Here is a 24,079-nt window from a genome sequence, read left to right as displayed (position 1 = left end):
ATGCTATTAGAAGCACACAATCTAAAGCATTATGTTAAGGACCGTTTATTACTCGATGTTGACCAGTTACACATTTACAATAATGATCGAATTGGATTAGTTGGATACAATGGAAGTGGAAAAACAACGCTATTAAACGTTTTGGCTGGAAAGGTATCGCCAGAAAACGGAAACATTATTCGTCATGTTCAATCTCAACTTTTGCCACAGCTAAAAATAACCGATTCAACGAAAAGTGGAGGAGAAGTGACACAGGAATACATTAATCAAGCACTTGCTAAGGCACCAGGACTTTTGCTTGCAGACGAACCAACCACAAATCTCGATACAGAACATCTTGAATGGTTGGAAAAGAAACTCCTTCATTGGAAAGGCGCTTTTGTGATTGTATCCCATGATCGTGCATTTCTTGATGCTATTTGCACAAGGATATGGGAAATTAACGAAGGGGAGTTGAAGGACTTTAAAGGCAACTATAGTGATTATGCAGTACAAAAAGAGTTGGAGCACCGACAAAAGCAAGTAGCCTATGAAAAATATGAGGCAAAGAAAAAACAGCTAGAAGACGCCTTGAAATTAAAAGAGAGAAAAGCTGAAAAAGCTACGAAAACTCCTAAAAATGTAAGCAAATCAGAAGCAAAAATAACGGGTGCTAAACCATACTTTGCCAAGAAACAAAAGAAGCTACAAAAAACGGGAAAAGCAATCGAAACGAGATTAGAAAAACTAGAAAAGGTAGAAAAAGTGAAAAAAAATCCTCCGATTAAAATGAATTTGCCGAATGAAGACACGTTTAAGGGAAGGATTATTCTTCGGGTAGAAGATGTTACAGGGGGCGTTGGTAAGCGTGTTCTATGGAAGAAAACAAGTTTTAATGTTCGTGGTGGTGATAAACTAGCGATTATCGGCCCGAATGGATGTGGGAAATCCACTCTTTTGAAAAAAGTCATCAATCATGAGGAGGGTATCACGATTTCTCCATCCATGAAGATAGGCTACTTTAGTCAAAATTTAAACATAGTAGATGTTGAAAAGTCGATATTAGAAAACGTTAGCTCTACTTCTAAGCAGGATGAAACTCTCATTCGTACGGTGCTTGCCAGACTTCATTTCATTCAAGAAGATGTTGATAAGTTTGTAAAGGTTTTGAGTGGCGGAGAGCGAGTAAAAGTAGCGCTGGCGAAACTATTTTTGAGCGATATTAATACGTTAATTTTGGATGAACCGACAAATTTTCTCGATATTGAAGCAGCCAGCGCATTGGAATCGCTCTTAAAAGAATATGAAGGCACCGTGGTCGTTGTTTCCCATGATCGACGTTTCATCGAGAATATTGCCACACGAATTTTAGCTATTAGGAATAAAGAAATTGAACTGTTTGAAGGAACCTATCATCACTTTAAAAATAGGAAACAGCAAAAGAAGCGAAATACAGAGGAAGATCAACGGCTCGTCCTTCAAACAAAAATATCAGAAGTGCTCAGCCGTTTAAGTATTGAACCATCTGAAGAATTAGAAAAGGAGTTTCAACAACTTTTAGAAATGAAAAGGAAATTGGACATTTGAGACTGGGTGTATTTCCGAGGTGATTGTGTGGAGAAAGAGGCGGTGGGGGAAGGATTCGCTTTCCGTGGGCGTGCGCTGAGCCTCCTTATGCATTCTTTTTCCACAGTCTGTTCCTCCGAATAAAAGAACGGAACATTTATATTCACCCGCGGACTATGTACATTCGTTGTTCACGCTAGGTAGGCTGTTAGGGACGAAACAATGGACAGGTTTTTGTCTCTTAAACACGGTTTAATATAGAGGTTATTTATTTAGGACTGAAACAGTTTATGAGATACTTAGGAAGGACAGTTTAGCTAGTGAGATTTTCATACTAATCTTTAAAGGAGTTTTACAATGGCAAAGTATGTAGGATATGTTGGAACTTATACAAAACAGGACAGTAAAGGCGTCTATCAGTTCACGCTTGATACGGACAACAAAGAAATAAGTGATGTGAAATTAGCTGCTGAATTAGAAAACCCTACGTATGTTACAGTAGGTGACGATCAGAAAAATTTATATGCAGCCACGAAAGAAGAAGAAAATGGTGGCGTTACGGCCTTTTCAATAAATGGTGAAACAGGGGAGTTAACAAAGTTAAATAGTCAAACCTCTGCAGGATCTCCTCCATGCCATGTGAGTGTCGATCATCAAACAAGCAATGTGGTAACAGCCAATTATCATACAACTAAAATTGTATCTTATCTAACAAATGATGATGGATCCCTGAATCCTGCCACATCTGTTATGGAACACGAGGGCTCTGGTCCACACGAGCGACAGGAAAAACCTCACATGCATTTTGCAGGCTTCACACCAGAAGAAAAATACGTTATTGCGATTGACCTAGGAAGTGATCGCGTGATTACTTACGCTGCTGATCATGGAAAATTAAATCAGGCACAAGTTTTAAAAACAAACCCTGGTAGCGGACCACGACATATTACTTTCCATCCGAATAAAAAGTTCGCCTATATTATGACCGAGCTAAGCTCAGAAGTCCTTGTCCTTCATTATGATGAGAAAGATGGAAGTTTTACAGAACAACAGTCTATTTCCACGATCCCCGAAGACTTTAATGAAACGAATGATGGAAGTGCCATTCATATTTCCTCTGATGGACAATATGTGTACGCCGGAAATCGCGGACATAACACCATTGCGGTATATAAGGTTGATCAAGACTCTGGTCAATTAACGTTTATCGAATGGACTTCAACAGAAGGAAATTGGCCGCGTGACTTTGTACTAGATCCTTCCGAAGAATTTCTCATCGCTACGAATCAAAAATCAAATACGATGACATTGTATGAAAGAGACAAATCTACAGGAATCCTATCCCTCATCCAATCCGGGGTGCATGTTCCTGAACCCGTTTGTGTGAAGTTTGTCCGCGTCTGATTCCCGTTGAAATGCAATGCCAGAAGGATACAGCCCACTTATTTTAATAAGTGGGTTTTTCTATTGTTCCGTTGCTATGGGTGGAGAAACAGGGTTAGGGGAAACGACTCGCTTTCTGTCATCGATTTCGAACCCAGTTATATGGCAAAGCGACTCCTTGCCCAGCTACCTTTCATCTCAATCATCTCGGAATCGAGTCTTCAACAATCCTGATCGTTAATTTAACAGATTGTAATCTATTATTTTTTTATATAGAAGGTTGAGTGATCTACCAAGTTTTGACATAATGTTAGGAAACTAACAACGAATGGTGTCGCTTGGAGGGGATATAATGAAAATCAAAAATCTAAGTATATTTGTCTTATTATTGTTATTTGGTTGCAACGGGGAAGCAGCGGAGACAGAAAGGATAAGTATTCTTAAAGAGGAAAGTAATGTAGCATTTGTTGAGGAACTTCATATATTGGCACCTAAAGTGTGTATGCAAAACAATGTCCAAGACCAAGAATCAATAGAGCCGTTTTTGATCGATATTGAAGTAACTGGCGAATTAAAAGGTTTGGTGGACGAGAAGTGGAATGAAACCATGGATAGTCGGAATATGCTTCAGGACGATGAAAGTTTAGGCAAGTTCGAGACAAATGGGGAGCCTTTTTGTACTAGTAACAACTTAGAGTTAAATGAAGAAATCACTCAAGATGAGGTAGAGAAGATGGTTACAGATGGGGGCATTAAGGTATCTTTAACTGAGCAAGATGGCGAGGTTATTGTGACAGCACCTTTGACAGACTTTGTGTTAGGTCAACCTGATGGGTCCGTCGAAAAACCCTAAAATGCTTAGTGAGTTGCTCCCTCTTGTACCATGAGTTGAAGTTATAAAATACATCATCTGGAGTCAGACATTCACTCCCCTTCATGATTAATCCACAACCCTTTAAAGGTAGCCATGGTAGATTTACATTTAAGTCCAATGCTTGTCCCACAGGTGAAAGAGGAAGGGATTTTATGGAGAGATTTTATATAATGTCGAAGTGCTGGACATCGGATCTTCGAGTGATGTTATCCTCAGCAGTTAGGAAGTGAATCTATTCAGCTATGAAGAAGTTGTGCTAACTTTGAGTATAGTGAATGATCGTAATCTTGCGGTCGATATGTATAACGAGGAAGCAGCTGTGAAAATCCAATCTAATATTATGACTTGTTCCAGCTTTGGTTGGAAAGAATGAAGGATTCTTAAGTAAATGATCCATAAATAGAATGATGCTTCTCATTAGTTTTTTCGGCAAACGGAGGTATTTTATATGATCTATCATCATTTTTCTATTGGTGTATACTAATAAACAAGATATGTATAGTTATATTTGTAATTGCTAACACGCAGGAAAATGAGTAATGGCTAAGTTTATTTCTTAACTTAGCCACCTTTATTTTAATATAAAATCATCCCCTAGATATACGAGTTTTCATGTATCATCTTGTATATCTGGGGGGTTTTTGTCTGAATTTATCCGGTCCAGTCATACATAAACGAAATGTAAAATATAAAACGGGAAAGTAAACTCTTTTTCTAGTGAAAATTTTAAAATTTCTGATAGTTGCGTGAAAATTTAGGATATAATCTTAATTTTTTCGTATTATCAGATAATGAAATCCTGTTTATAATCTAAATGTAAGCGCTTTACTAATCATAAAGGGGGAGTTACATTTTGAAAAGTATGAAAGTTCGTAGTTTCTTGGGCCTTATGATCTTAATTTTAGTTTTTATGTCGGCTTGTTCTGGTAGTGGTGATGATGAAGCTTCTGGTAATTCTGATGGGGGAGATGGTGACAAGATTGAATTGTCTTTCTGGAATATTTGGACAGAACCTTCACCGCAGAATGATGCTAGTTTAGCGCGGGTTGAGCAATTTATGGAGGAAAACCCAGATATCGTGATTAACCAACAAAACATTGCACATGATCAATTTAAAGTAAAAGTAAAAACGCAAGCGGCTGGTAAGCAGTTGCCAGATTTAGTTCAAGCGTTTCCAGGAGCTGAGTTGAAGCCTTTAGTGGATGGGGAACTTGTTCAGCCGATTGATGGCATTCTAGATCACTGGGATGGTTTAATTCCTGAAGGTCAATTGGGAGATTACCAGATCGATGGTAAACAATATGCTTTGCCAGCTAACGTTACTCCAACTAGTCTGGTTTATTATGACAAAGATATGTTAAGTGAAGTAGGTTATGATGAGTTTCCACAAACGTATGACGAATTTAAAGAACTTGTTAAGGAGTTAAAGGGTAATGATACGATTCCGATTACGCTCGGTAATAAGGCTCAATGGGTATTACAATCTTCTTATATCAGTACAATTGCTGATCGTATGACGGGTGATGATTTCTTAACTCAGGTCTTAGATACAGGAGAAAAGAAATTCACGGATGAAAAGTTTGTTGAGAGTGTTGGCGTCATTCAAGAGTTAGCTGAAATGGAAGCTTTTAATGAAGATCTTAACTCCATTGATAATATACAACACAGAGATTTATTTATCTTAGGGGAGGCAGCTATGATGATTGATGGGGCATGGTCGCTTGGACCAACCTTAGAAGCTGCACCTGATAAGAACATTGGCATGGCTTTGTTCCCTGAAATTGAAGGTGGCGAAGGAGATCCAGATGCTGTCTCTGCTGTTACAGGAACAGGGATCGCTCTTAACAGTGAGTTAGAAGGGGAAAAATTAGAAGCTGCAGAAAAATTTCTGAAATTCTTTTATTCAGAGGATTATTATAAGGAATTAATGAAAGCAGACATTCTCGTTGCTGCTGATATAGAAGCTCCAGATGATGTTAGTCCACTTTTGAAAGAAGTTTCTGAGCTAACTAGTGAAAATATTGTACCTGTTTACGATGCCAAATTGCCAACGGATGTGACCGATACAATTAATTCCGGTTTGCAAGAAATAACGTTAGGCACCATGACTCCGGAAGAGTTAGGCGAACAGTTGCAAGAAGCAGTAGATAAGCAGAAATAAAAATTGTTTGGTTGGAAATCAAGGGGGATTCGTCCTTGATTTCCTCCCATTTAAAGGTGGGAGACGATGCATCTATTAAGCCGAAGTAAATGGCCTGCGATTATAGGGTTGGCTCCAGCGTTCATTATTTATATGGTCTTTGCTATTATTCCGATTCTCATTTCATTTTATTATTCCGTTATGCAATGGGATGGATTTACGGAAATGCAATTTATCGGATTAGCTAACTTCCGTGAAGCTCTATCTGATCCAATTTTTTGGCAAGCCTTAAAAAACAATTTGATTGTTGTTGGTGCTTCTGTTTTCGGTCAAATTCCAATTGCCTTGTTTATGGCACTATTATTAAATCGCAAATTAAAAGGCGGTAAAATTTTTAGAACGATTGGGTTCATGCCTGTTGTCATTTCGACAGTTATCATTTCACTAGTGTGGGGGATGATGTATAACTCTAGAATGGGTTTGTTCAATCAGTTACTTGAAAACATCGGGTTAGGACAACTCGCTCAGAATTGGCTGGGAGATCCTGAATGGGCTATGTTTTCTGTTTCAATTACAATAATTTGGCAGTTTGTCGGACTTTACTTAATTATTTTTATGGCTGCACTACAAAACATTCCTCGAGAGATTTATGAGGCATCAGAGATTGATGGTGCTTCCGGTTGGAACAAGACCTTTCACATTACTCTTCCGATGATGAGGGACGCGATTATAGTCGCTGTTATTTTATGTATCAGCGGAAGTCTCCGGACATTTGATTTAATTTATGTCATGACGGCGGGTGGGCCGGGACATTCTACAGAAGTTTTAGCGATGTACATGTTTGATCAGACGTTCTCTTCTACGCGTTACGGGTATGGTAGTGCGTTATCGTTATTTATTTTCTTCTTCAGTTTAGGTCTTGTGTACTTATCGACACGTATCCTGCGCAAAAAATCATCTTAAATGGGAAGGAGAGATCATGTGGAACATACAACGAAAAAAACGAAATCTTACCTAAATGAATCAAAACTCAAATCTAAGAAGTTCACGAAAAAATCAATTATATATGCAATATTAATTATTTATGGATTAATTAATGCCTATCCAATTCTTTGGATGGTTATCAATTCATTTAAATCGAATGCGGAGTTTGCAGAAAACCCCTTTGCTTTTCCTGTTCATTGGTTATTTGAAAATTATCAAACCGCCTGGGAGACGGCACGGTTAGACACGTACTTTTTAAATAGTATCATCGTTTCAGTAGTGGCGGTGATTATAACCGTGTTAGCTGGTGCCTTTGCCTCGTATTTCCTTTCACGGTTTAATTTTAAATGGGGGAAATACATGTATGGATTTTTCGTCTTTGGTTTATTAATCCCTATTCATGCTACATTAGTACCGATGTTTTTGCTCATGAAGAATTTAGGGTTATTAAACACCCATGTGGGGTTGATTTTTCCATACATTGCGTTCAATCTGCCGATTACCATCTTTATCTTAGTCAGTTTCATGAAGGCATTTCCAAAAGATATTGAAGAATCGGCAATCATGGATGGCTGCGGCGTGTTTCGTATCTTTTGGTCGATTATTCTTCCGATGACAAGACCCGCTCTTGCTACTGTAGTTATTCTAAACTTTATTAACAATTGGAACGAATTTTCATTTGCCTTAGTACTTATTAATGAAGAATCGTTAAAAACTCTACCGTTAGGTCTCGCCAACTTTGCCGGACAATATACAACAAACTATGGGGCGCAAATGGCTGGGCTAACCTTAGCGATTATTCCTACGATTGTGATTTATATGCTTTTAGAAGAACATTTGGTAAAAGGGATGACAGCAGGAGCCGTGAAAGGATAAGCTTAATGTAAACATCCAAAGATTGAGGTTGATGGTATGGGTCGATTAAGTTTTTTTTTCGGTTGGAAGCTTCAATGGAAATTCCTTTTTATTTTTCTAGTTCTCGTTCTAGTGCCGATGCTTGGGTTTAGTATTTTTATTTATTCTCAAGCGAATCAAGCGGTACAAGAGCAGGCTATCGCCAATACAAGAGATCACCTGGATAAAGTGGATCAGAATCTTTCAGCGGTGACACAAGATATCGAGGATATTTCCTCCTATATGATCTATAGTGAAGACATCCGGTCCTTCTTGGAAACGAAAGATACGCCGGAGAATAGTATGCGTTTAAGAAATCTAGAAGAGCAGATTATCGGATTTACGACTTTTCACCTGACGTCTAAATCGTATCTCACTTCGATTTCGCTTTTTGATACGAAAGAGAAGCGTATCGATATTGGAACGCCACTCACTCAAATGAACGAAGACCGATGGAAACAGAATGCGTATGACTTAACAGGTAAACCTTACTGGAGTGATGCTTACACCATTGAGGATTTCTGGGGACGTGAGAATACTGTGATCAGTTTATATCGCGTGATCAATGACATAAATAATGTCTCTAATCCTTTAGGTATGGTCACGGTTCGTTTAGATGCTGAAATGTTGTACCAGCTGATTGAATCAGATATTAAAGATTTAGAACAAATGGTTATCTTAAATCAGAACGGATCAGTGGTCATGCATCCTAATTCGGATCTGATTGGGCAACCTTATCCGAAAAGTGAAATTGTTGAATCTTTAAGTAAGAATCCGACTACTTCGATGACTTTAAGTTATCAAGAAGACAGTACAGATTATAATGCAGTCACTCAGCCAGTTCAAGATACGGATTTAGTTGTACTGGGAATCGTAAATGAAGAAAGTGTAGCGGAAGGAATAAACGGGATCCAAGGCTCGATTCGGGTTATGATGATTGTGCTTACGGTCTTCGGGATTCTCGCGCTTCTAGGGTTTTACCATTTTAATATTAAGCGAATCATTGACCTAGGAAAGCAAACCCAACAAGTTGAAAAAGGTGATTTCTCTGCGAATGTTACCGTGACTTCAAAAGATGAAATTGGCGTGCTTGGCCTACGATTTAATCAGATGGTGGAGCGTTTACGACATTTAATTGAAAACGAATACCAAATGGAAATACAGAATCGAGAGTCGGAACTGAAATTATTGCAAAGCCAGATTAACCCCCACTTTCTTTATAACACGTTGGACATGATTCGGTGGACGGCCCGGATGGAGAAAGCCTATGAAACGAGTGAAATGATTGAGCAGCTATCGAAAATGTTCCGAATTAGTCTGAATCGCGGGAAACCGTGGATCATTCTCAAAGACGAATTGACCTATAGTCAAAGCTATTTAAATTTACAAAAAAGAAGGATGGGCGACAAACTTCAGTACACGATTTATTATGATGCAGATATAGTCGATGCTGTACTATTAAAACAAACGATTCAGCCATTAATCGAAAATAGTATTCATCATGGGTTTGAGAAAAAACGCTCCTTGCAAAAAATTTATATACGTTGTTTTCGCAAAAAAGAACTGTTGGTGTTAGACGTGATTGATAATGGAAAAGGGTTTCCAAGCGGTGACTTTCAATTATCAGCACAAGCTGGCTATGCCTTACAAAACATTCAGGATCGTTTAATGTTTGCATTTGGTTCAAAGGCTTCAATTGAAATTAAACAAAAACATACTCCAGGTGCCTGGGTAAGAGTCACGATGCCCTATCATGAGAAAAATGATAAGGACGATTTCTCTAAAAGTGTAGGTGAACTAGATGAGTCTTAAGGTATTGATTGTTGATGATGAACCGATTATTTGTCAGGGGCTTAGTCGGACCGTCCCTTGGGAGGATTTGGGAGCTGAAGTTGTCGGAGAAGCATACGACGGGGAAGAAGCCCTCGAATTCATGGATGAAGAGGATGTCGACTTGGTGTTATCTGACGTGCGAATGCCTGTGATGGACGGGTTAGAGTTAGCTGAACAAATTCGTTGTCAATACCCTCAGACAAGAATGATTATTATTAGCGGATATGATGAGTTTGATTATGCTAAGCGTGCAATGCGCCAAGGTGTGAAGGATTACTTGCTCAAACCGGTCGATATCAATGAACTGATGAAGCTTGTAGAAATTACTCGGGATCATTTAGTCAAGGAAAAGCAGGATCGTTTGCATTTAGAATTAAAACAATTACTGTCTTCCTTTGCTATCGGAAGGGAAGAGTATGACGACGATGAGGCGATAAACAAGGAATTAGGAGCAGGATGTCAATTAATAGCGACTGAAATACAAGGCTTTAGCGAAAAAACGTCAGCTTTTTCCGACAAAGAAATCACTCAGATGAAACACGAATGGCTGTCTTTGATTGAAGAAGAATTAGAGAACGTTGGAATGTATGCGGTTTCCTTATTTATTGAAGAAAATCGTCTCATAACTTGTTGTACTTTTGAAAAAGAACAATTGGAGGACGATACGTATCATAGGATTTTAACTCGGATAAAAGACAAGTTGCCTTTTCAGCTGTTCTTATGTTATGCACCCGTTTCGAAAACGGTTGATGACCTTCGCAGTCACTTTCAGCTGTTGCAAAAAGGAATGCAAGGACAGGTGTTCGTTGATGTAAAAGTATGTAAGGCAGTGGATGTGGTTAATATTCTCAAGCAGTTCACCTATGAATATCCAGTAACTTATGAAAAAGAGTTGAATCGAGTCGAGGATCATGATGAAGAAAAGCTTCAGCAAATTACCGATCGTTTATTTGAAACCTTTAGGGCTAATCAATGGCCACTGGAAAGTGTAGTAGAAGCTTTAGTAGAGATAGAAAATAAGATATTCAAAGATTTTTCAGAAGGATTACATGGGCGGATAACTAAAGATGTGAATGTGACCGTTCATAATTCTTATCAACAGCTGAGTCGTTTGTTTATGGATGACCTTAAGGATTTCTTCTCCCATCAACAAGTGGTAATGAAAAAGGGTGGCCAACGTTGGTTAATTAAGAAAGCGCTCGCTTATATTAACGAGTTTTATGCTCAGGATTTAAAGGCAACAGAAGTGGCTGATGTGATCAACGTATCACCTAATCACTTTAGCCAACTAATTAAAAAAGAAACGAGTAAACACTTTAATGATTATTTGCATGATGTGCGGATTCGTCAAGCGAAACTGTTATTAAATGAAACATCGTACCGAATCTATGAAGTTGCCGAGTTAGTCGGGTACAAAGACTATAAATATTTCGTGCAAATCTTTAAGAAAAGTACCTCTCTGACACCCACCCAATTTCGGACGCTTGCTGATTTTACAGAAGGTGATGGCTAGTGTGTATGGTGATTTTTTAGGGAATATACGAAACTAAATGTTAGAAAGGACTAATTTATGAATCTTACTAGTGAATGGAAACTACAATGGTTTGAACCGAACACAATGAATCCATTAGAAATTTCAGCCCCTTACTATATTGACCATTTCTGGATGACGACCAATGTTCCTGGCGACGTTCATTCTACTCTCATAGACAAAAACTTAATTGAAGATCCATTTGTCGGTCATAACGATTTAAAGTGTCGTTGGATCGAAGAAAAGGAATGGTGGTACCGAACGACTTTCCATTGGGAAGATAACTGTAATGACGAAGAATGTTTAGAGCTTAACTTTGAAGGATTAGATACGTACGCTACCGTCTTTTTAAATGGCTTAGAGATTGGTTCTACTGCTAACATGCTCGTAGAACACACATTTGATATTAGCGATGAAATTCGAAAGGGTAAAAACGTTTTAGCGGTTAAATTTGACCCGCTTTCTGTTCATATTGCAGAAAAAGAAAGAGATTATTGGTGCAGCTATGGAAAAGAACGGATATGGGCGAGAAAATCAGCGATGAATTTTGGCTGGGATTGGGGTCCAAGACTAGTTACAACAGGGATTTGGAAGGATGTTCAACTTAAGAAACATATTAAGGCTAAATTTGATAGTGTGTTTATCCAAACCGCAGAGCTGTCAGATGAAGCTGCAACGGTAAACGTGCAAGTAGACGTTGGTGAACAATTTTATAATCAGGAATCGCTGCGTTTTGAGGTAGAGTTAACATCAGGGGAGGATCTACATACGGCTAAAGGGCTTATTGAAAAAGACACAGGCCAAGCAGAAATATATGTTCGCTCCCCAAAATTATGGTGGACGCATGATTTAGGTTCCCCTCATTTATATGATTGCACGATTCGTTTGCTAGATGAAGCGGATCAAACGATTGATGAGCATCAGCAAAAGTTTGGGATTCGTGAAGTGAAAGTAGAGCAAAAACATGAAAATAACGAAAACTTATTTACATTTAACCTAAACGGGGTTCGCTTGTTTGCCAAAGGGGCCAACTGGATTCCTGTTCATAATTTTATCGGAGCGGTAGAAGACGATCGGTACCGTGACTTGTTAGCATTAGCCAAGGATGCGCATATGAATATGATGCGCGTGTGGGGCGGTGGAATTTATGAGAAGGAGATATTTTACGACCAATGTGATCAACTGGGTCTTTTAGTTTGGCAGGATTTTATGTTTGCCAATGCCTTGTACCCTGATTACAACAAAAATTTCATGAACAATGTAAGAGACGAAGTAACAAAAGTTGTTAAACGGTTGCGGAATCACACGTCCCTTGCCTTGTGGTGTGGAAATAATGAGATTGACTGGATTTATGATCGTAAAAGCTCAGGCGGGGAAATAACGACGCCCTTTTATGGAGAGAAAATCTATCACCATCTTATTCCTAGAGAGCTAAAAGAACTGGATCCGACTCGTTTATATTGGCCAAGTTCTCCTTTTGGAGGCAACGATCTTGATGCAGAAAATATCGGGGATCGCCATAATTGGCAAGTGTGGCACGGGAATGTAGAACCCCGTAAAATAGGAGAACCTGTTGAGCAGGATATTTCACTTGAAGGCGTATCTTTTAAAAATTATAAAAAAGACCTCACCCTTTTTTCGAGTGAATTTGGTATGCACGCATCTTCCAATAGATATACACTAGACAAGTTCATTCCGGACGGACAGTTTTATTGGAAAAGTGACGAAATGTCTTATCGGAACAAAGATCATTTTCATGAAAAAGGTATCCTGTTAATGGAAGGGTATACGGGTGTTCCTGAGACGATTGAGGACTATATGAATTTTTCTATGCTTACCCAAGCGGAAGGATTAAAGTATGGAATTGAACATTATCGCCGGAGAAAACCGTTCACAAGTGGGGCACTAATTTGGCAGTTGAATGATTGCTGGCCGGGCACAAGCTGGTCAATGATCGATTATGAACTGCTTCCGAAAGCTTCACATTACTACGCCAAAAAGTTCTTTGATCCAGTAATGGCGTGCTTAGAACATGACCCAGGGCGTCCACTCTCGCTATGGATCATCAATGATAGGTTAGATGCGCTTAAAGATACTCTTGTTTTCGAAGTTTCAACGTTTGGTGGTTCATCTGTTTTTTCTAAAGAATTAGAAATTAATATTGAAAGCAATGACACCATCAAGCTTGCAGAATTCACGGAAGAGGCAATTCTGGATGGGATCGACGCTTCTGAAGTGGTTGTCCGCTTACAGTCAAAAAACGGTCACTTTCAAGACAATGTCTATTTCCTAAGAGATTTTAAAGACATTACTTACCCTCTTACAAAACTTGAAGTAAAGCATGATGCTAACGAACAAACCATTACCATAACATCAGACAAACTAGCACGCTTTGTAACGGTAGACTTTTCGGTTGGCAAAGCTCAATGTTCAGACAATTTCTTTGATCTGTGGCCTAGTGAATCGAAAACAATTCAATTGAGTCATTTAGATGATTTTGAAATCAAACGTAGTGATTTTAGCGTGCATGCCATTAATAGTAATCATGAGTGATAGACTCCATCAAAAGAAAGGAGGGAGAAGCGCAGTGAAAATGACATTCCGTTGGTTTGGCGAAACTAATGATTCGATTTCATTGCAGCACATTAAACAAATTCCTGGAGTCGAAGGAATTGTTTGGGCACTTCATGACGTACCGGTAGGGGAAGAGTGGCCTCTTGAAAAAATCCAGGAAGTCAAACAGCAAGCCGATCAATCAGGCCTATCGATTGACGTGGTAGAAAGTGTGAATGTACACGAAGATATTAAACTAGGTTTGAATACGAGAGATCAATATATTGAAAACTATAAACAAACGATAGAGAAACTGGCAAGTGTCGGTGTAAAAGTAATCTGTTATAATTTTATGCCGGTCTTTGATTGGTTTCGGAGCGATCTAAATGAACCTTTGCATGATGGTTCCCATGCACTGTTTTATGACAAGGCTAAAGTGGAAGACATTAATCCGTTAGAAATTGTTCGAAAAAATTCCGATGAGCTTGATTTTAAAATGCCGGGCTGGGAGCCGGAGAGGTTAGCTGATCTCGCCCACCTTTTTGAGGCGTATCAAGATATTAAGGAAGAGGATCTTTGGGAGAATTTGAGTTATTTTTTGCAGGAAATTATTCCGGTTGCTGAAGCTCATGATATTCAAATGGCGATCCATCCTGATGATCCGCCTTGGTCAATCTTTGGGTTACCGCGAATCATAACGAATGCAGAAAATATTCGCCGTTTGCTCAGTATAGTGGACAGTTCTTATCATGGAATTACACTTTGCAGCGGGTCGCTCGGGGCTAACCCTCTTAATCATGTGGGCGATATGGTAAGAGAGTTTGCCGACCGTATTCCTTTTGCTCATATTCGAAACGTCAAAGTCTATGAAAATGGCAGTTTTATTGAAACCTCTCATCGGACGGAAGATGGATCTGTTGATATTTATGATATTGTCAAAGCTTATCATGAAGCAGGATTTACGGGGTACGTTAGACCTGATCATGGTCGACACCTTTGGGATGAGGTATGCAGGCCTGGCTATGGTCTATATGATCGAGCCTTAGGGATTATGTATTTATGGGGTATATGGGATTCATTAGTAAGAAGTGAAAAATGAATCAAAAAAGACCCAGAACCGATTTATTCGGACTGGGTCTTTTTCTTATGATTGATAGACTTGTTTCTGAGGTGTGACACGATAAAACAATTTATAAATAATGAGCCCAATCGATCCAAGTAAGGCCATATACCCTAACCACTCGTAAAGGACTGAACCTCCAAATGTATCGAGCGTAAACCCGCCAAACAAAGCACCAATAATGCCTGAAAGTCCAAAGCTTACACTTAAGAATAGTAAGTGGCCAGTGGACTGTAACTCATTTGGAACAACATCACTAAGAAACTCTAAGGCGGCCACGTATAAAACAGCAAAACAGATGCCATGTGTCAGCTGTAAGATCATAATCTCAAACGGCTGATCAGCTGCAGACATAAATAGCCAGCGAAAACTATACAATAAGCTTGCAAAAATAATGAAGGTAAGCGGTTGGAAGCGTCTGAACCAGAGGGCACTAAATGCAAATACAAGCGCTTCACTGAACACGCCGATAAACCATACCCATCCGATTAGACTGGCATCCCCACCGATATCTGTTACATACATGCCAATGAAGTTATCATTTGTACGGTGTGTTGTTGTGACAAATAAGACGATAACGAGAAAGGATACCAATTTTTTATTGATTAATAGTTTTGCTGCATCGGCTAGGGCAACGGGTTTACTGCTTACCGTCGCATCGCTTAAGGTTAAGCCAACTAAAATGGTCATGCTCACAATGACGAGAAAAGGGTAAAATAAGAATTCGATTCCGATGATTGATAGAATTTTCCCGCTTATTAAAGATGTACAGGCAAAACCAATTGATCCCCACATGCGAATTTTTCCAAACGGGATGCCGCGTTGCATCGACGTTTTTTTCGCAAGATTATCACCCAGTCCTCCGAGGGCTGACATAAATAGAAAAAAGAAAGCTCCTATTAAAATTAATGAAGTAAATGTATCCATTTTAAATAAAAATAGACTGCTAAAAAGTAAACCTACTAAACAAATGAGTAAGGTTTTTTTCACTGTTTTGTACTTATCACTAAAATATCCCCACATTGGCTGGGAGAATAAACCGATTAATGGGCCAATCGCTAATAAGAAGCCGATCTCTGATCCTGTAAATCCTTTATCTTCAAAATAGACCGGTAAGTAACTAATGATTAACGTAATAATCGAATTACTAAAAAACAGAAAAATGCATAGAAACAGTAATGATCTAGTTTTAAACAATATGTTCTCCTTATCTACCTAAACGGATATGTATATGTCCCGGTCCGTAAGTGGTTGGTTAAGTTTTTTAATTTAAGGGCACCGATTCCAATGAATACAGCGTCTTGAGGGCATAATGCAGTTAACTTGATGTTACTTGACAAAAATAAAAACGTAAAGTAACGTCAATCATAGAATAGCACAAGATGAAAGGATTGGAAAGCGTTGTCACGTAAAAAGAAACCTTCAATGACTGATATTGCCACACATTTGAATATATCGAAAAATGCCGTTTCCTTAGCTTTAAATCAGAAGCAAGGAGTAAGTAAGGAACTAAGGGAACAGATCCTTAAAGTAGCAGAAGAACTTGGTTATGGAGAGTTCGCGAAAAATAGAAAATCAGCACGTTCGATTTTGGTGATGGTCCCTGAACGTATAATGGGCTACGAAGATAATGACCACTTTTTGTTTTATCATGATTTAATTTGGGGGGTAGAACGTTCGATTAAAGAACGAGGGGTCCAGCCGGTGATTGCCAAAATCGATCGTTCGATGGAACAGAACCTTACCCTTCCGCAGTTATTTGATGACATTGACTTTGAAGGGGTAATTTTATTTGGCATTGTCAGTGAAAATTACGCTCGTATGGTATATCAACAAGGGTGTCCACTCGTATTATTTGATTCGTATTATCATGACATCCATTGTCCTGTCGTAACTTCAGCTAATTTTGAAGGAGGCTATCAGGCGGTTAAGCATTTAATCGAAAATGGACATCGTTCGATTGGATTTATAGGACCGACTAATTTAACGTCCAGTCATGAGGAACGCTATTTTGGCTATTGGAAAGCGATGCAAGATCACAACCTCATTCCCTTTGATGGTTTACTTCGGTTTAAGGGTTATCAAGAAAATAAACAGGAGATTCAAAAGTATGTCAGCCAATTAAAAGAGAGACCGTCGGCGATTTTTTGTGGGAATGATCGAATGGCGATTTTGTTAATGGATGTGTTCCGAGAACAGAATATTCGTGTCCCTGAAGATATTTCGATTGTTGGATTTGATGATCTTGAACTCGCAGCTACTGCAAACCCCCGATTAACTACGATACAAGTACATAAACAAGAAATGTGTGAAGCCGCCATCGACATGACCCTACGTACATCGGATAATAAAAAGCATGCCCTCATTAAGTGGGAAGTTCCAGGTGAATTTATTTCTAGGGACTCCGTTAAAGATGTGAGTCGGTAAGATGTTTTCTATTTTTGTTAGCATTATGTTAGTTTTATTGTTAGATGAGAAATGAGGTGTGCCAATGGCCCGTAAAATCACTATTCAACAAATTGCGGACTATCTAGGGGTTTCTAAGTATGTTGTTTCAAGAGCCTTATCAGGTCGAAGCGGTGTAAAAGAAGAGACAAAGGAGAAAGTTTTTCAAGCAGCTTCTAAATTAGGTTATTTCATACAAAACTCTCGAATTAAATCATCAAATGTGCAAGAATTCTCCCGAGAAAAGAAAAATATATTAGTCGTTATGCCTAACACTCGTCAACAGATGCAAGAATCAAGCTATTGGGGTGGTATTATTGATGGCATTAGAAGCAGTGTTGAAAGCAAAGGCTTTGGAGTTATCATCATAACGGAGGGAGATACGGATGACCTTTCTGCGATTATTAATCTTGATGCCGTCTTAGGTTTAATTGGAGTAGGCAAAGTTTCGACTTCATTGTTACTGAAGGTAAGACAGCTTAACTTTCCGATAGTGCTAATTGATCATGAAGATCGTTTATTGTCGGTAGATACTGTTTTTACAAATAATTTTGATAGCAGCGCCATGCTCACTGATCACCTGATTGGCCTTGGACATAAGCGGATTTGGTTTTTAGGAAACATTACTTATTCTAGAAGTTTTTTTGATCGCTGGCTTGGCTTTCGTAGTGCTCTAGAATTAAGCGGGATGACCGCCCCTAAGGATGAAGCCACAAGCGCCAAAAATAGTGATGATATGTGTATCGATACAATGACATGGATGGAATCATTGCAACAAGACCAGGAGTTACCTACGGCGATCATGTGTGCTAATGATTCGATTGCCATCGAACTTCTTACAGTACTGAAAGAACTTTCCATCGATGTTCCTGGAGAGATTAGTGTAACAGGATTTGATAATATTGAGGATTCCTACCTGGTCAGTCCAACGCTTACTACTGTTCATGTTCCAAAAGAACAAATAGGGAAGCGAGCGGTCAAAGCTTTGTTTGCAAGACTATATGACAGTGAATCTCCTGGTGAGAAAACGTTACTATCTTGTGAATCGATTTTTAGAGAATCTACTCTTGCTAAAAACGAATAAGGATGTGATGAGGACAGAATAGTCGAGAGCTATTCTGTTTTTTAGTAGAATTATGAAAGCGTTTTATTTACTTATTTTCACAATAACGTTATAATTAAAACTAACAATAAAATAACTAAAATAACAAAAGGAGTGAAGGTATAATGTCTACTACCTCAAATGAGCATAAAGTGAATTTGAAGAGAATGGTGTTATCTGATTGGCAGTTTAAACAGCAGGGAGACAATCAATGGATGCCTGCACAGGTGCCGGGGTGCATACATACAGATTTATTAAAAAATAATAAAATCCTTGACCCGTTTCATGGGAAAAACGAGCTGGAACTTCAATGGATTGATAAAAAGGACTGGAACTATGAAACGACATTTGACGTTTCGGAGCAGTTGCTGGATTCTTCTCACATTCATTTAGTTTTTGATGGATTGGATACGTATGCGGATGTGTATGTCAATGACCAACATATTCTATCAGCTGATAATATGTTTAGAACATGGAAGGTGGATGTCCGTTCGCTAGTGCAGAAAGAAAACAATCGGCTATCTATCCATTTTCGCTCACCCATTAATGAAGATTTAGTTAAACTTGAGCAGCAAGGATATAATCTGCCTGCTGTTAATGATCATTCAGAAGATGGTGGGGTCGGAGAGAAGAATCTTAGTGTTTTTGCGAGAAAAGCTCCATATCATTATGGTTGGGATTGGGGTCCAAGGTTTGTGACAAGTGGGGTATGGAAGGAAGTCTACTTAGAAGGCTGGTCAGACTGTAGAGTGACGGACCTTTTTATTCAACAAAACAATGTGACGGCTTCTTCGGCAGATTTAAAAGCTCTGATAGAAATTGAATCAGAGTCAGCGTGGAGTGGAAGCCTTCAGTTGTCGACAGAAGGGATAGAAATCAAGGAGGAAGTAGAGGTCACAGAAGGAAAAAATCAACTAGAGATGTGCTTCACTATAGACGAACCCAAGCTTTGGTGGTCGAGAGGTCTGGGGGAACAGCACTTATATGAGTTTTCTGCCTCCCTTTTAAGAGAAGATCGTGTAGTTGCTGACAAATCGGTGAGAACGGGGGTTCGCTCGATACGTGTGGTACAAGAAAAAGATGAGGTAGGGAAATCATTTTATGTGGAAGTGAATGGAGTCCGTGTCTTTGCTAAAGGGGCGAATCACATTCCTAACGATAGCTTTGAAACTGAAGTTACGTATGAGCGATATAAACACGAGATCCTTAGTGCCGTAGAATCAAATATGAACATGCTGCGTATTTGGGGTGGCGGTATTTATGAATATGATGCTTTTTATGAGCTTTGTGATGAATACGGAATTCTTGTCTGGCAGGATTTCATGTTTGCCTGCAGCATGTACCCTGGAGATGAAGCCTTTTTAGAAAATGTAAAAGCTGAAGCAGAAGAGAATGTGAAGCGGCTTCGAAACCATCCAAGTATTGCTTTATGGTGTGGAAATAACGAAATGGATACCGCGTGGTCTGCCTACGATGAAAACGGTGGATGGGGGTGGAAAGAACAGTATGCAGAAGATGTCGGTGATAAAATTTGGCGGGATTATGAAGCTGTTTTCCATGAAATTTTACCAGAAGCGGTCACAGCATATGATCCAGGTACGTATTATTGGCCTTCCTCTCCGATGAGTGATTGGACGGGGGATGAAAACCAACATACAAGCAATACAGCAACCAGTGGAGATATTCATTATTGGGATGTTTGGCATGGGTTGAAGCCATTTGAAGAATATAATAATCACGTTGGACGATTTATGAGTGAATATGGTTTTCAATCTTTCCCTGAAGAAAAAACAGTCCGCACTTATGCGGAAGAGGAAGATATGGCATTAGAAACAGAAGTCATGCTTCATCATCAGAAGAATGATAGTGGAAATTATTTAATTAAAGAATATATGGAGAAGTACTTGCCAGAACCAAAGGATTTCTCTTCTTTCCTTTATATGAGCCAGGTGCTTCAAGCCGAAGGGATTAAAACAGCGATTGAAGCCCATCGCCGAAAAAAACCTTATTGTATGGGGACTCTTTATTGGCAGATGAATGATTGCTGGCCTGTCGCCTCCTGGGCAAGTATGGATTATTACGGAAGATGGAAAGCGTTACATTACTATGCTAAGAAAAGCTTTCAAGATGTCATGGTATCTATTGATGGAACAGAGCAAGAGAGAGTCGATATCCATGTTGTATCCGATATTCTTGAAGAAATCACAGGAACTTTGAACGTAAAACTGTTAAATTTTCAAGGGGAAGTTGTTAAAGAATATGTCGAGCAAGTACACATTCCTTCCAATCAAGCAAAAAACGTGCTTTCACTTCCAACGAAAAAAATGCTGGAGGGACTTAATCCAAGTCAACTCGTATTAGTGGCTCAATTGAAGCAAAAAGGGGAAGTCTTAGATGAAAAAGAACACTATTTTATTTCCATTCGCGATCTTGTTCTTGATCAGCCAAACATTATGGTGACCGAAGTGCTGGAGTCAACGGGAAGTGAATTTATAGTAGAAACTGATAAGCTTGCGAAATCAGTCTGGATCTCTTCGGAAAATGAAGGAGTGTTTACAGACAATTACTTTGATTTACTTCCAGGAGTAGCTAAGAAAGTGCAATTCCACTCACGAGACACATCCTTTTCACCATCATCTCCTGGAAATATAGTTGTTCAATCCATGTACAATTTTATGGCATAATAAGAGCAACCCCCGAGTTTTTTGTAGCGCGGCGGGTTGCTTTTTACTCTGGCTATGTAAAAGTTCAGGGTGTTGATATTTCCCTGATTAAGGGTGAGGGATATAGGTTTCTCGCAGAAAAATGGTTCTGTTGATAGATGAAAGAAAGGGGATCAAGGAAACGATTCGCATTCTACGGAAGAACCAGCGAGTCTTCTCGTCCGTCCCTGGAATGGGAGTCAACTTCCCACCCATCAACAGTATATTCATCTTTAGGGGGAATTTAAAGAAATAAGATAAGTAACTTACAGATTAGGAAGTTACCATTTTATATAACTAAGAATCAACAGCTTTTACTTAAATTGAAAAGGAGACCACAGGAGTATGTTCAACGACATGTCTTTAACAGAATTAAAATTATATAAAGGAAAAAGTCCAAGACCAGAAGATTTTAATGACTACTGGGAAACGGCATTAAAAGAACTAGATCAACAATCGTTAGAATATGAGCTAATTCCTGCAGACTTCAATAATAAACTAGCTGATTGTTACCACTTGTATTTTACAGGTGTCGGTGGAGCGAGGATCCATTGTAAACTGGCTCAACCAAAAGAAGTGCAGGAACAAGGAGCAGGTCTCGTTATGTTCCATGGCTACAAAGGAAACAGTGGGGATTGGTTTGACAAGATTGCCTATGCAGCTCAAGGTATTACTGTGCTTGCCATGGACTGTCGCGGTCAGGGAGGTTTATCAGAAGATAATTTGTCTGTACAAGGTTCTACCGTAAGAGGACATATCATTCGTGGAATTGATGACCCTTCTGAACACAACTTATACTATAGAAATGTCTTTTTGGACACTGTACATACGGCAAGAATATTAATGTCGATGGATCACGTAGACCCAAATCGAGTCGGGGCTTATGGGATATCACAGGGAGGGGCACTAGCTGTGGTATGTTCAGCGCTTGAACCAAAGCTAAAAGAACTAGTTGCGGTTTATCCATTTTTGTCTGATTATAAAAGGGCTTGGGAACATAACATAAACGCATCCGCCTATGAGGAAATTGTATATTATTTTCGTTTTTTTGACCCAACACATGAAAAGGAAGAAGCGTTCTTTAATAGGTTAGGTTATATTGATATTCAGCATTTTGCAGAGCGGATAAAAGCTCGTGTGCTTTGGGTGACAGGGCTCGCCGACGAAGTTTGTCCACCTTCTACCCAATTCGCAGCTTTTAATAAAATTGCAGCTGAAAAAGAATTAAAAATTTACTATGAATACGGTCATGAGCGTTTGCCGAAGCTGCAAGATCATGTTTTTCAAAAAATGCTGCAATTATAAAAGTGGAAAGAACCCTATAATTCTTCAAGCATACCAACCGTAAAGTATCTGTCAGCAGCTTTATGGTTGTTTTTTGTATATTAACTCTTCTTTATTCCCAGAACTAAGCATCCAGACATATAATTAAATGTATGTATTTACTGGGAGGGAATCTCATTTATGTATTATCCTTATCACCCTCGTTACTATTACCCTGGTTATTGGCCTATTCGTCTATATGAAGATGTGAACCCTGATTTTTTGCAACAATCTGCACACCAATCGAAGAAACTTATGCAAGATGCAAGTAAGGTACTTGATAAGTTATCGGAGTCAAAAGATTTTGATGCTGAATTAATGCATGCTGCCCAAGTATCTGACCAAGATAAGGTGGAACGACTCATTCACTCAATTGGAATTACTTCAGAAGTTGACATTAACTATAATCCTGATGGTTTACGACTTGAGTTTAAGACGAAAGTAGCTGAAATAGACTGCTGCAAGCTGCATGTTGCCTTACGTTGGCGTTGAAATATGTGTCGAAAACAAACGGCTTCGGTTTTAAAGAAGAAAACTATTAAAATGCTCCGGGCTTTTGCTCCGAGCATTTTTGTCCGAAATGAGATTTGTTGATCAATGAATTTTAAAAAATCAAAAGTCAGGACAAGGGTCCTGACTATTCAATAATCAATGTGAACATAATACAGAATATCTATTTATTTAGTGTTTAGTGTAAGCTGCTCCAACAATAATCAATAGAATAAACAAAACAACGATTAACGCAAATCCACTGCCAGCTCTTTTTTTGTGACAACCATAGCCACCGTATCCGCCAACTCCTGGACCGCCACCGAAACCTGCGACATTATTGCCAGGACCACCGAAACCGCCAACGTTCGTAGGGCCGCCATAACCATATCCGCCGTAGCTCATAACTTCACCACCTTTATGTCAATACTTTACTTTATGACGTTGTTGAAAAAGCGGCAAGGCATATGACTAGTAGGCGCTTAAACTATTGAAAGAAACCAGTTATCTTTCATCTGTATTGAGGAAGATTGAAAATTTATTGATTATTTCTGATGGAGCGTATCGTCATCAATAGTAGCAAGAAAATAGTGTCGGTTTCCAGGTTAAGTATTCTGGAGTTCCACTTTTCTTCATTATTATATAATTTAAGATATCCGATTTTGTTTATTTGCTGCTGTTTGTTCTTCTAAACTATAAAGCTATATTTTTTTCAATATACCATTGCATTCATCTTTTCTGCATGGTATATTTATTCTTGTCGCTTTTTAGAGAGCGATGCACCGATCCAATTCGCTGATCGAAAAAACAAAACAGCGGTAAAACGTTGTTGACATTCATTTCATTAGCATGGTATATTTATTCTTGTCGCTTTTTAGAAGGCGATGCACCGATTCATTCATCTGACCGGAAAATCATAACAATGAAAATGCGTTATTGACTTCACTTCGTCAGCATGGTATATTTATTAAGTCGCCATTTTGAAGCGGCGAACCTATTGATCTTTGAAAACTGAACGAACCAACCAGTACGTCAATTATTCTTTCTATTATATAGAAGGAAGTAAAACAAGCACACTTGATGTGCAAATGAGCATTTCATTCTCAACTTTTATGGAGAGTTTGATCCTGGCTCAGGACGAACGCTGGCGGCGTGCCTAAT

At 38.9% G+C, this 24,079-nt stretch carries 17 protein-coding genes; 15 read left to right on the top strand and 2 right to left on the bottom strand.

What is annotated here, in order from left to right; all coding sequences use genetic code 11:
* The 10 genes from ACFQIC_RS16370 to uxuA all read left to right on the top strand — a co-directional run bounded on the left by ACFQIC_RS16370 (nt 1) and on the right by uxuA (nt 14,836).
* Nucleotides 1–1,566, top strand: coding sequence for a Vga family ABC-F type ribosomal protection protein (locus tag ACFQIC_RS16370; protein WP_204708495.1), 1,566 nt, complete (start codon nt 1–3; stop codon nt 1,564–1,566).
* 336 nt (nt 1,567–1,902) lie between these two features.
* Entirely contained in the window at nt 1,903–2,949 is a 1,047-nt protein-coding gene (locus ACFQIC_RS16365) for a lactonase family protein (protein ID WP_204708494.1), read from the top strand.
* A gap of 331 nt (nt 2,950–3,280) precedes the next feature.
* Nucleotides 3,281–3,781, top strand: coding sequence for a hypothetical protein (locus tag ACFQIC_RS16360; RefSeq protein WP_204708493.1), 501 nt, complete (start codon nt 3,281–3,283; stop codon nt 3,779–3,781).
* Between the two features lie 883 nt (nt 3,782–4,664).
* On the top strand, nt 4,665–5,963 hold the full coding sequence (locus ACFQIC_RS16355) for an extracellular solute-binding protein (protein ID WP_204708633.1): 1,299 nt from the start codon (nt 4,665–4,667) through the stop codon (nt 5,961–5,963).
* Between the two features lie 66 nt (nt 5,964–6,029).
* Complete coding sequence (locus ACFQIC_RS16350; protein ID WP_204708491.1) at nt 6,030–6,905, top strand: carbohydrate ABC transporter permease; 876 nt, start codon at nt 6,030–6,032, stop codon at nt 6,903–6,905.
* 18 nt (nt 6,906–6,923) lie between these two features.
* Nucleotides 6,924–7,802: a carbohydrate ABC transporter permease gene (locus tag ACFQIC_RS16345; RefSeq protein ID WP_390217437.1), complete on the top strand. Its 879-nt coding sequence runs from the start codon at nt 6,924–6,926 to the stop codon at nt 7,800–7,802.
* 36 nt (nt 7,803–7,838) lie between these two features.
* Nucleotides 7,839–9,632, top strand: a complete 1,794-nt coding sequence (locus ACFQIC_RS16340; protein WP_204708489.1) for a sensor histidine kinase — start codon at nt 7,839–7,841, stop codon at nt 9,630–9,632.
* Nucleotides 9,622–11,166: a response regulator transcription factor gene (locus tag ACFQIC_RS16335; RefSeq protein ID WP_204708488.1), complete on the top strand. Its 1,545-nt coding sequence runs from the start codon at nt 9,622–9,624 to the stop codon at nt 11,164–11,166. Before ACFQIC_RS16340 ends, ACFQIC_RS16335 begins: the two co-directional genes overlap by 11 nt.
* Nucleotides 11,167–11,223: 57 nt before the next feature.
* Nucleotides 11,224–13,737, top strand: coding sequence for a beta-mannosidase (locus tag ACFQIC_RS16330; RefSeq protein ID WP_204708487.1), 2,514 nt, complete (start codon nt 11,224–11,226; stop codon nt 13,735–13,737).
* 34 nt (nt 13,738–13,771) lie between these two features.
* On the top strand, nt 13,772–14,836 hold the full coding sequence (uxuA, locus tag ACFQIC_RS16325; RefSeq protein ID WP_204708486.1) for a mannonate dehydratase: 1,065 nt from the start codon (nt 13,772–13,774) through the stop codon (nt 14,834–14,836).
* 45 nt (nt 14,837–14,881) lie between these two features.
* Here the strand turns inward: uxuA and ACFQIC_RS16320 are convergent, their stop codons facing one another.
* Nucleotides 14,882–16,054 (bottom strand): MFS transporter, encoded by a 1,173-nt coding sequence (locus ACFQIC_RS16320; protein ID WP_204708485.1) that lies wholly within the window; start codon nt 16,052–16,054, stop codon nt 14,882–14,884.
* A gap of 228 nt (nt 16,055–16,282) precedes the next feature.
* Here ACFQIC_RS16320 and ACFQIC_RS16315 point away from each other — a divergent pair, with 228 nt between their 5' ends.
* The 5 genes from ACFQIC_RS16315 (at nt 16,283) to ACFQIC_RS16295 (ending at nt 22,921) form a co-directional block, all read left to right on the top strand.
* The gene (locus ACFQIC_RS16315) at nt 16,283–17,284 is read left to right on the top strand and encodes a LacI family DNA-binding transcriptional regulator (RefSeq protein WP_204708632.1); all 1,002 of its coding nucleotides are present in this window, start codon (nt 16,283–16,285) and stop codon (nt 17,282–17,284) included.
* Between the two features lie 64 nt (nt 17,285–17,348).
* Complete coding sequence (locus tag ACFQIC_RS16310) at nt 17,349–18,386, top strand: LacI family DNA-binding transcriptional regulator (protein WP_204708484.1); 1,038 nt, start codon at nt 17,349–17,351, stop codon at nt 18,384–18,386.
* 143 nt (nt 18,387–18,529) lie between these two features.
* On the top strand, nt 18,530–21,088 hold the full coding sequence (locus tag ACFQIC_RS16305; RefSeq protein ID WP_204708483.1) for a beta-mannosidase: 2,559 nt from the start codon (nt 18,530–18,532) through the stop codon (nt 21,086–21,088).
* A gap of 363 nt (nt 21,089–21,451) precedes the next feature.
* Nucleotides 21,452–22,411 (top strand): acetylxylan esterase, encoded by a 960-nt coding sequence (locus tag ACFQIC_RS16300; RefSeq protein WP_204708482.1) that lies wholly within the window; start codon nt 21,452–21,454, stop codon nt 22,409–22,411.
* 159 nt (nt 22,412–22,570) lie between these two features.
* On the top strand, nt 22,571–22,921 hold the full coding sequence (locus ACFQIC_RS16295; RefSeq protein WP_204708481.1) for a YuzC family spore coat inner layer protein: 351 nt from the start codon (nt 22,571–22,573) through the stop codon (nt 22,919–22,921).
* 189 nt (nt 22,922–23,110) lie between these two features.
* Here the strand turns inward: ACFQIC_RS16295 and ACFQIC_RS16290 are convergent, their stop codons facing one another.
* Nucleotides 23,111–23,323 (bottom strand): YjcZ family sporulation protein, encoded by a 213-nt coding sequence (locus ACFQIC_RS16290; protein WP_204708480.1) that lies wholly within the window; start codon nt 23,321–23,323, stop codon nt 23,111–23,113.
* Between the last annotated feature and the right edge of the window lie 756 nt (nt 23,324–24,079).

Origin of the sequence: Halobacillus seohaensis (genome assembly GCF_042663045.1) — a bacterium.
Lineage (GTDB): Bacteria > Bacillota > Bacilli > Bacillales > Halobacillaceae > Halobacillus_A > Halobacillus_A seohaensis.
This window is presented reverse-complemented; position numbering and strand designations above follow the sequence as displayed.

What these genes read in the sequence shown, in the direction of transcription:
- ACFQIC_RS16370 (WP_204708495.1), top strand. Translation starts at nt 1, where the DNA reads ATGCTATTAGAAGCACACAATCTAAAGCATTATGTTAAGGACCGTTTA.
- ACFQIC_RS16365 (WP_204708494.1), top strand. Translation starts at nt 1,903, where the DNA reads ATGGCAAAGTATGTAGGATATGTTGGAACTTATACAAAACAGGACAGT.
- ACFQIC_RS16360 (WP_204708493.1), top strand. Translation starts at nt 3,281, where the DNA reads ATGAAAATCAAAAATCTAAGTATATTTGTCTTATTATTGTTATTTGGT.
- ACFQIC_RS16355 (WP_204708633.1), top strand. Translation starts at nt 4,665, where the DNA reads ATGAAAGTTCGTAGTTTCTTGGGCCTTATGATCTTAATTTTAGTTTTT.
- ACFQIC_RS16350 (WP_204708491.1), top strand. Translation starts at nt 6,030, where the DNA reads ATGCATCTATTAAGCCGAAGTAAATGGCCTGCGATTATAGGGTTGGCT.
- ACFQIC_RS16340 (WP_204708489.1), top strand. Translation starts at nt 7,839, where the DNA reads ATGGGTCGATTAAGTTTTTTTTTCGGTTGGAAGCTTCAATGGAAATTC.
- ACFQIC_RS16335 (WP_204708488.1), top strand. Translation starts at nt 9,622, where the DNA reads ATGAGTCTTAAGGTATTGATTGTTGATGATGAACCGATTATTTGTCAG.
- ACFQIC_RS16330 (WP_204708487.1), top strand. Translation starts at nt 11,224, where the DNA reads ATGAATCTTACTAGTGAATGGAAACTACAATGGTTTGAACCGAACACA.
- ACFQIC_RS16315 (WP_204708632.1), top strand. Translation starts at nt 16,283, where the DNA reads ATGACTGATATTGCCACACATTTGAATATATCGAAAAATGCCGTTTCC.
- ACFQIC_RS16310 (WP_204708484.1), top strand. Translation starts at nt 17,349, where the DNA reads ATGGCCCGTAAAATCACTATTCAACAAATTGCGGACTATCTAGGGGTT.
- ACFQIC_RS16305 (WP_204708483.1), top strand. Translation starts at nt 18,530, where the DNA reads ATGTCTACTACCTCAAATGAGCATAAAGTGAATTTGAAGAGAATGGTG.
- ACFQIC_RS16300 (WP_204708482.1), top strand. Translation starts at nt 21,452, where the DNA reads ATGTTCAACGACATGTCTTTAACAGAATTAAAATTATATAAAGGAAAA.
- ACFQIC_RS16295 (WP_204708481.1), top strand. Translation starts at nt 22,571, where the DNA reads ATGTATTATCCTTATCACCCTCGTTACTATTACCCTGGTTATTGGCCT.
- ACFQIC_RS16290 (WP_204708480.1), bottom strand. Translation starts at nt 23,323, where the DNA reads ATGAGCTACGGCGGATATGGTTATGGCGGCCCTACGAACGTTGGCGGT.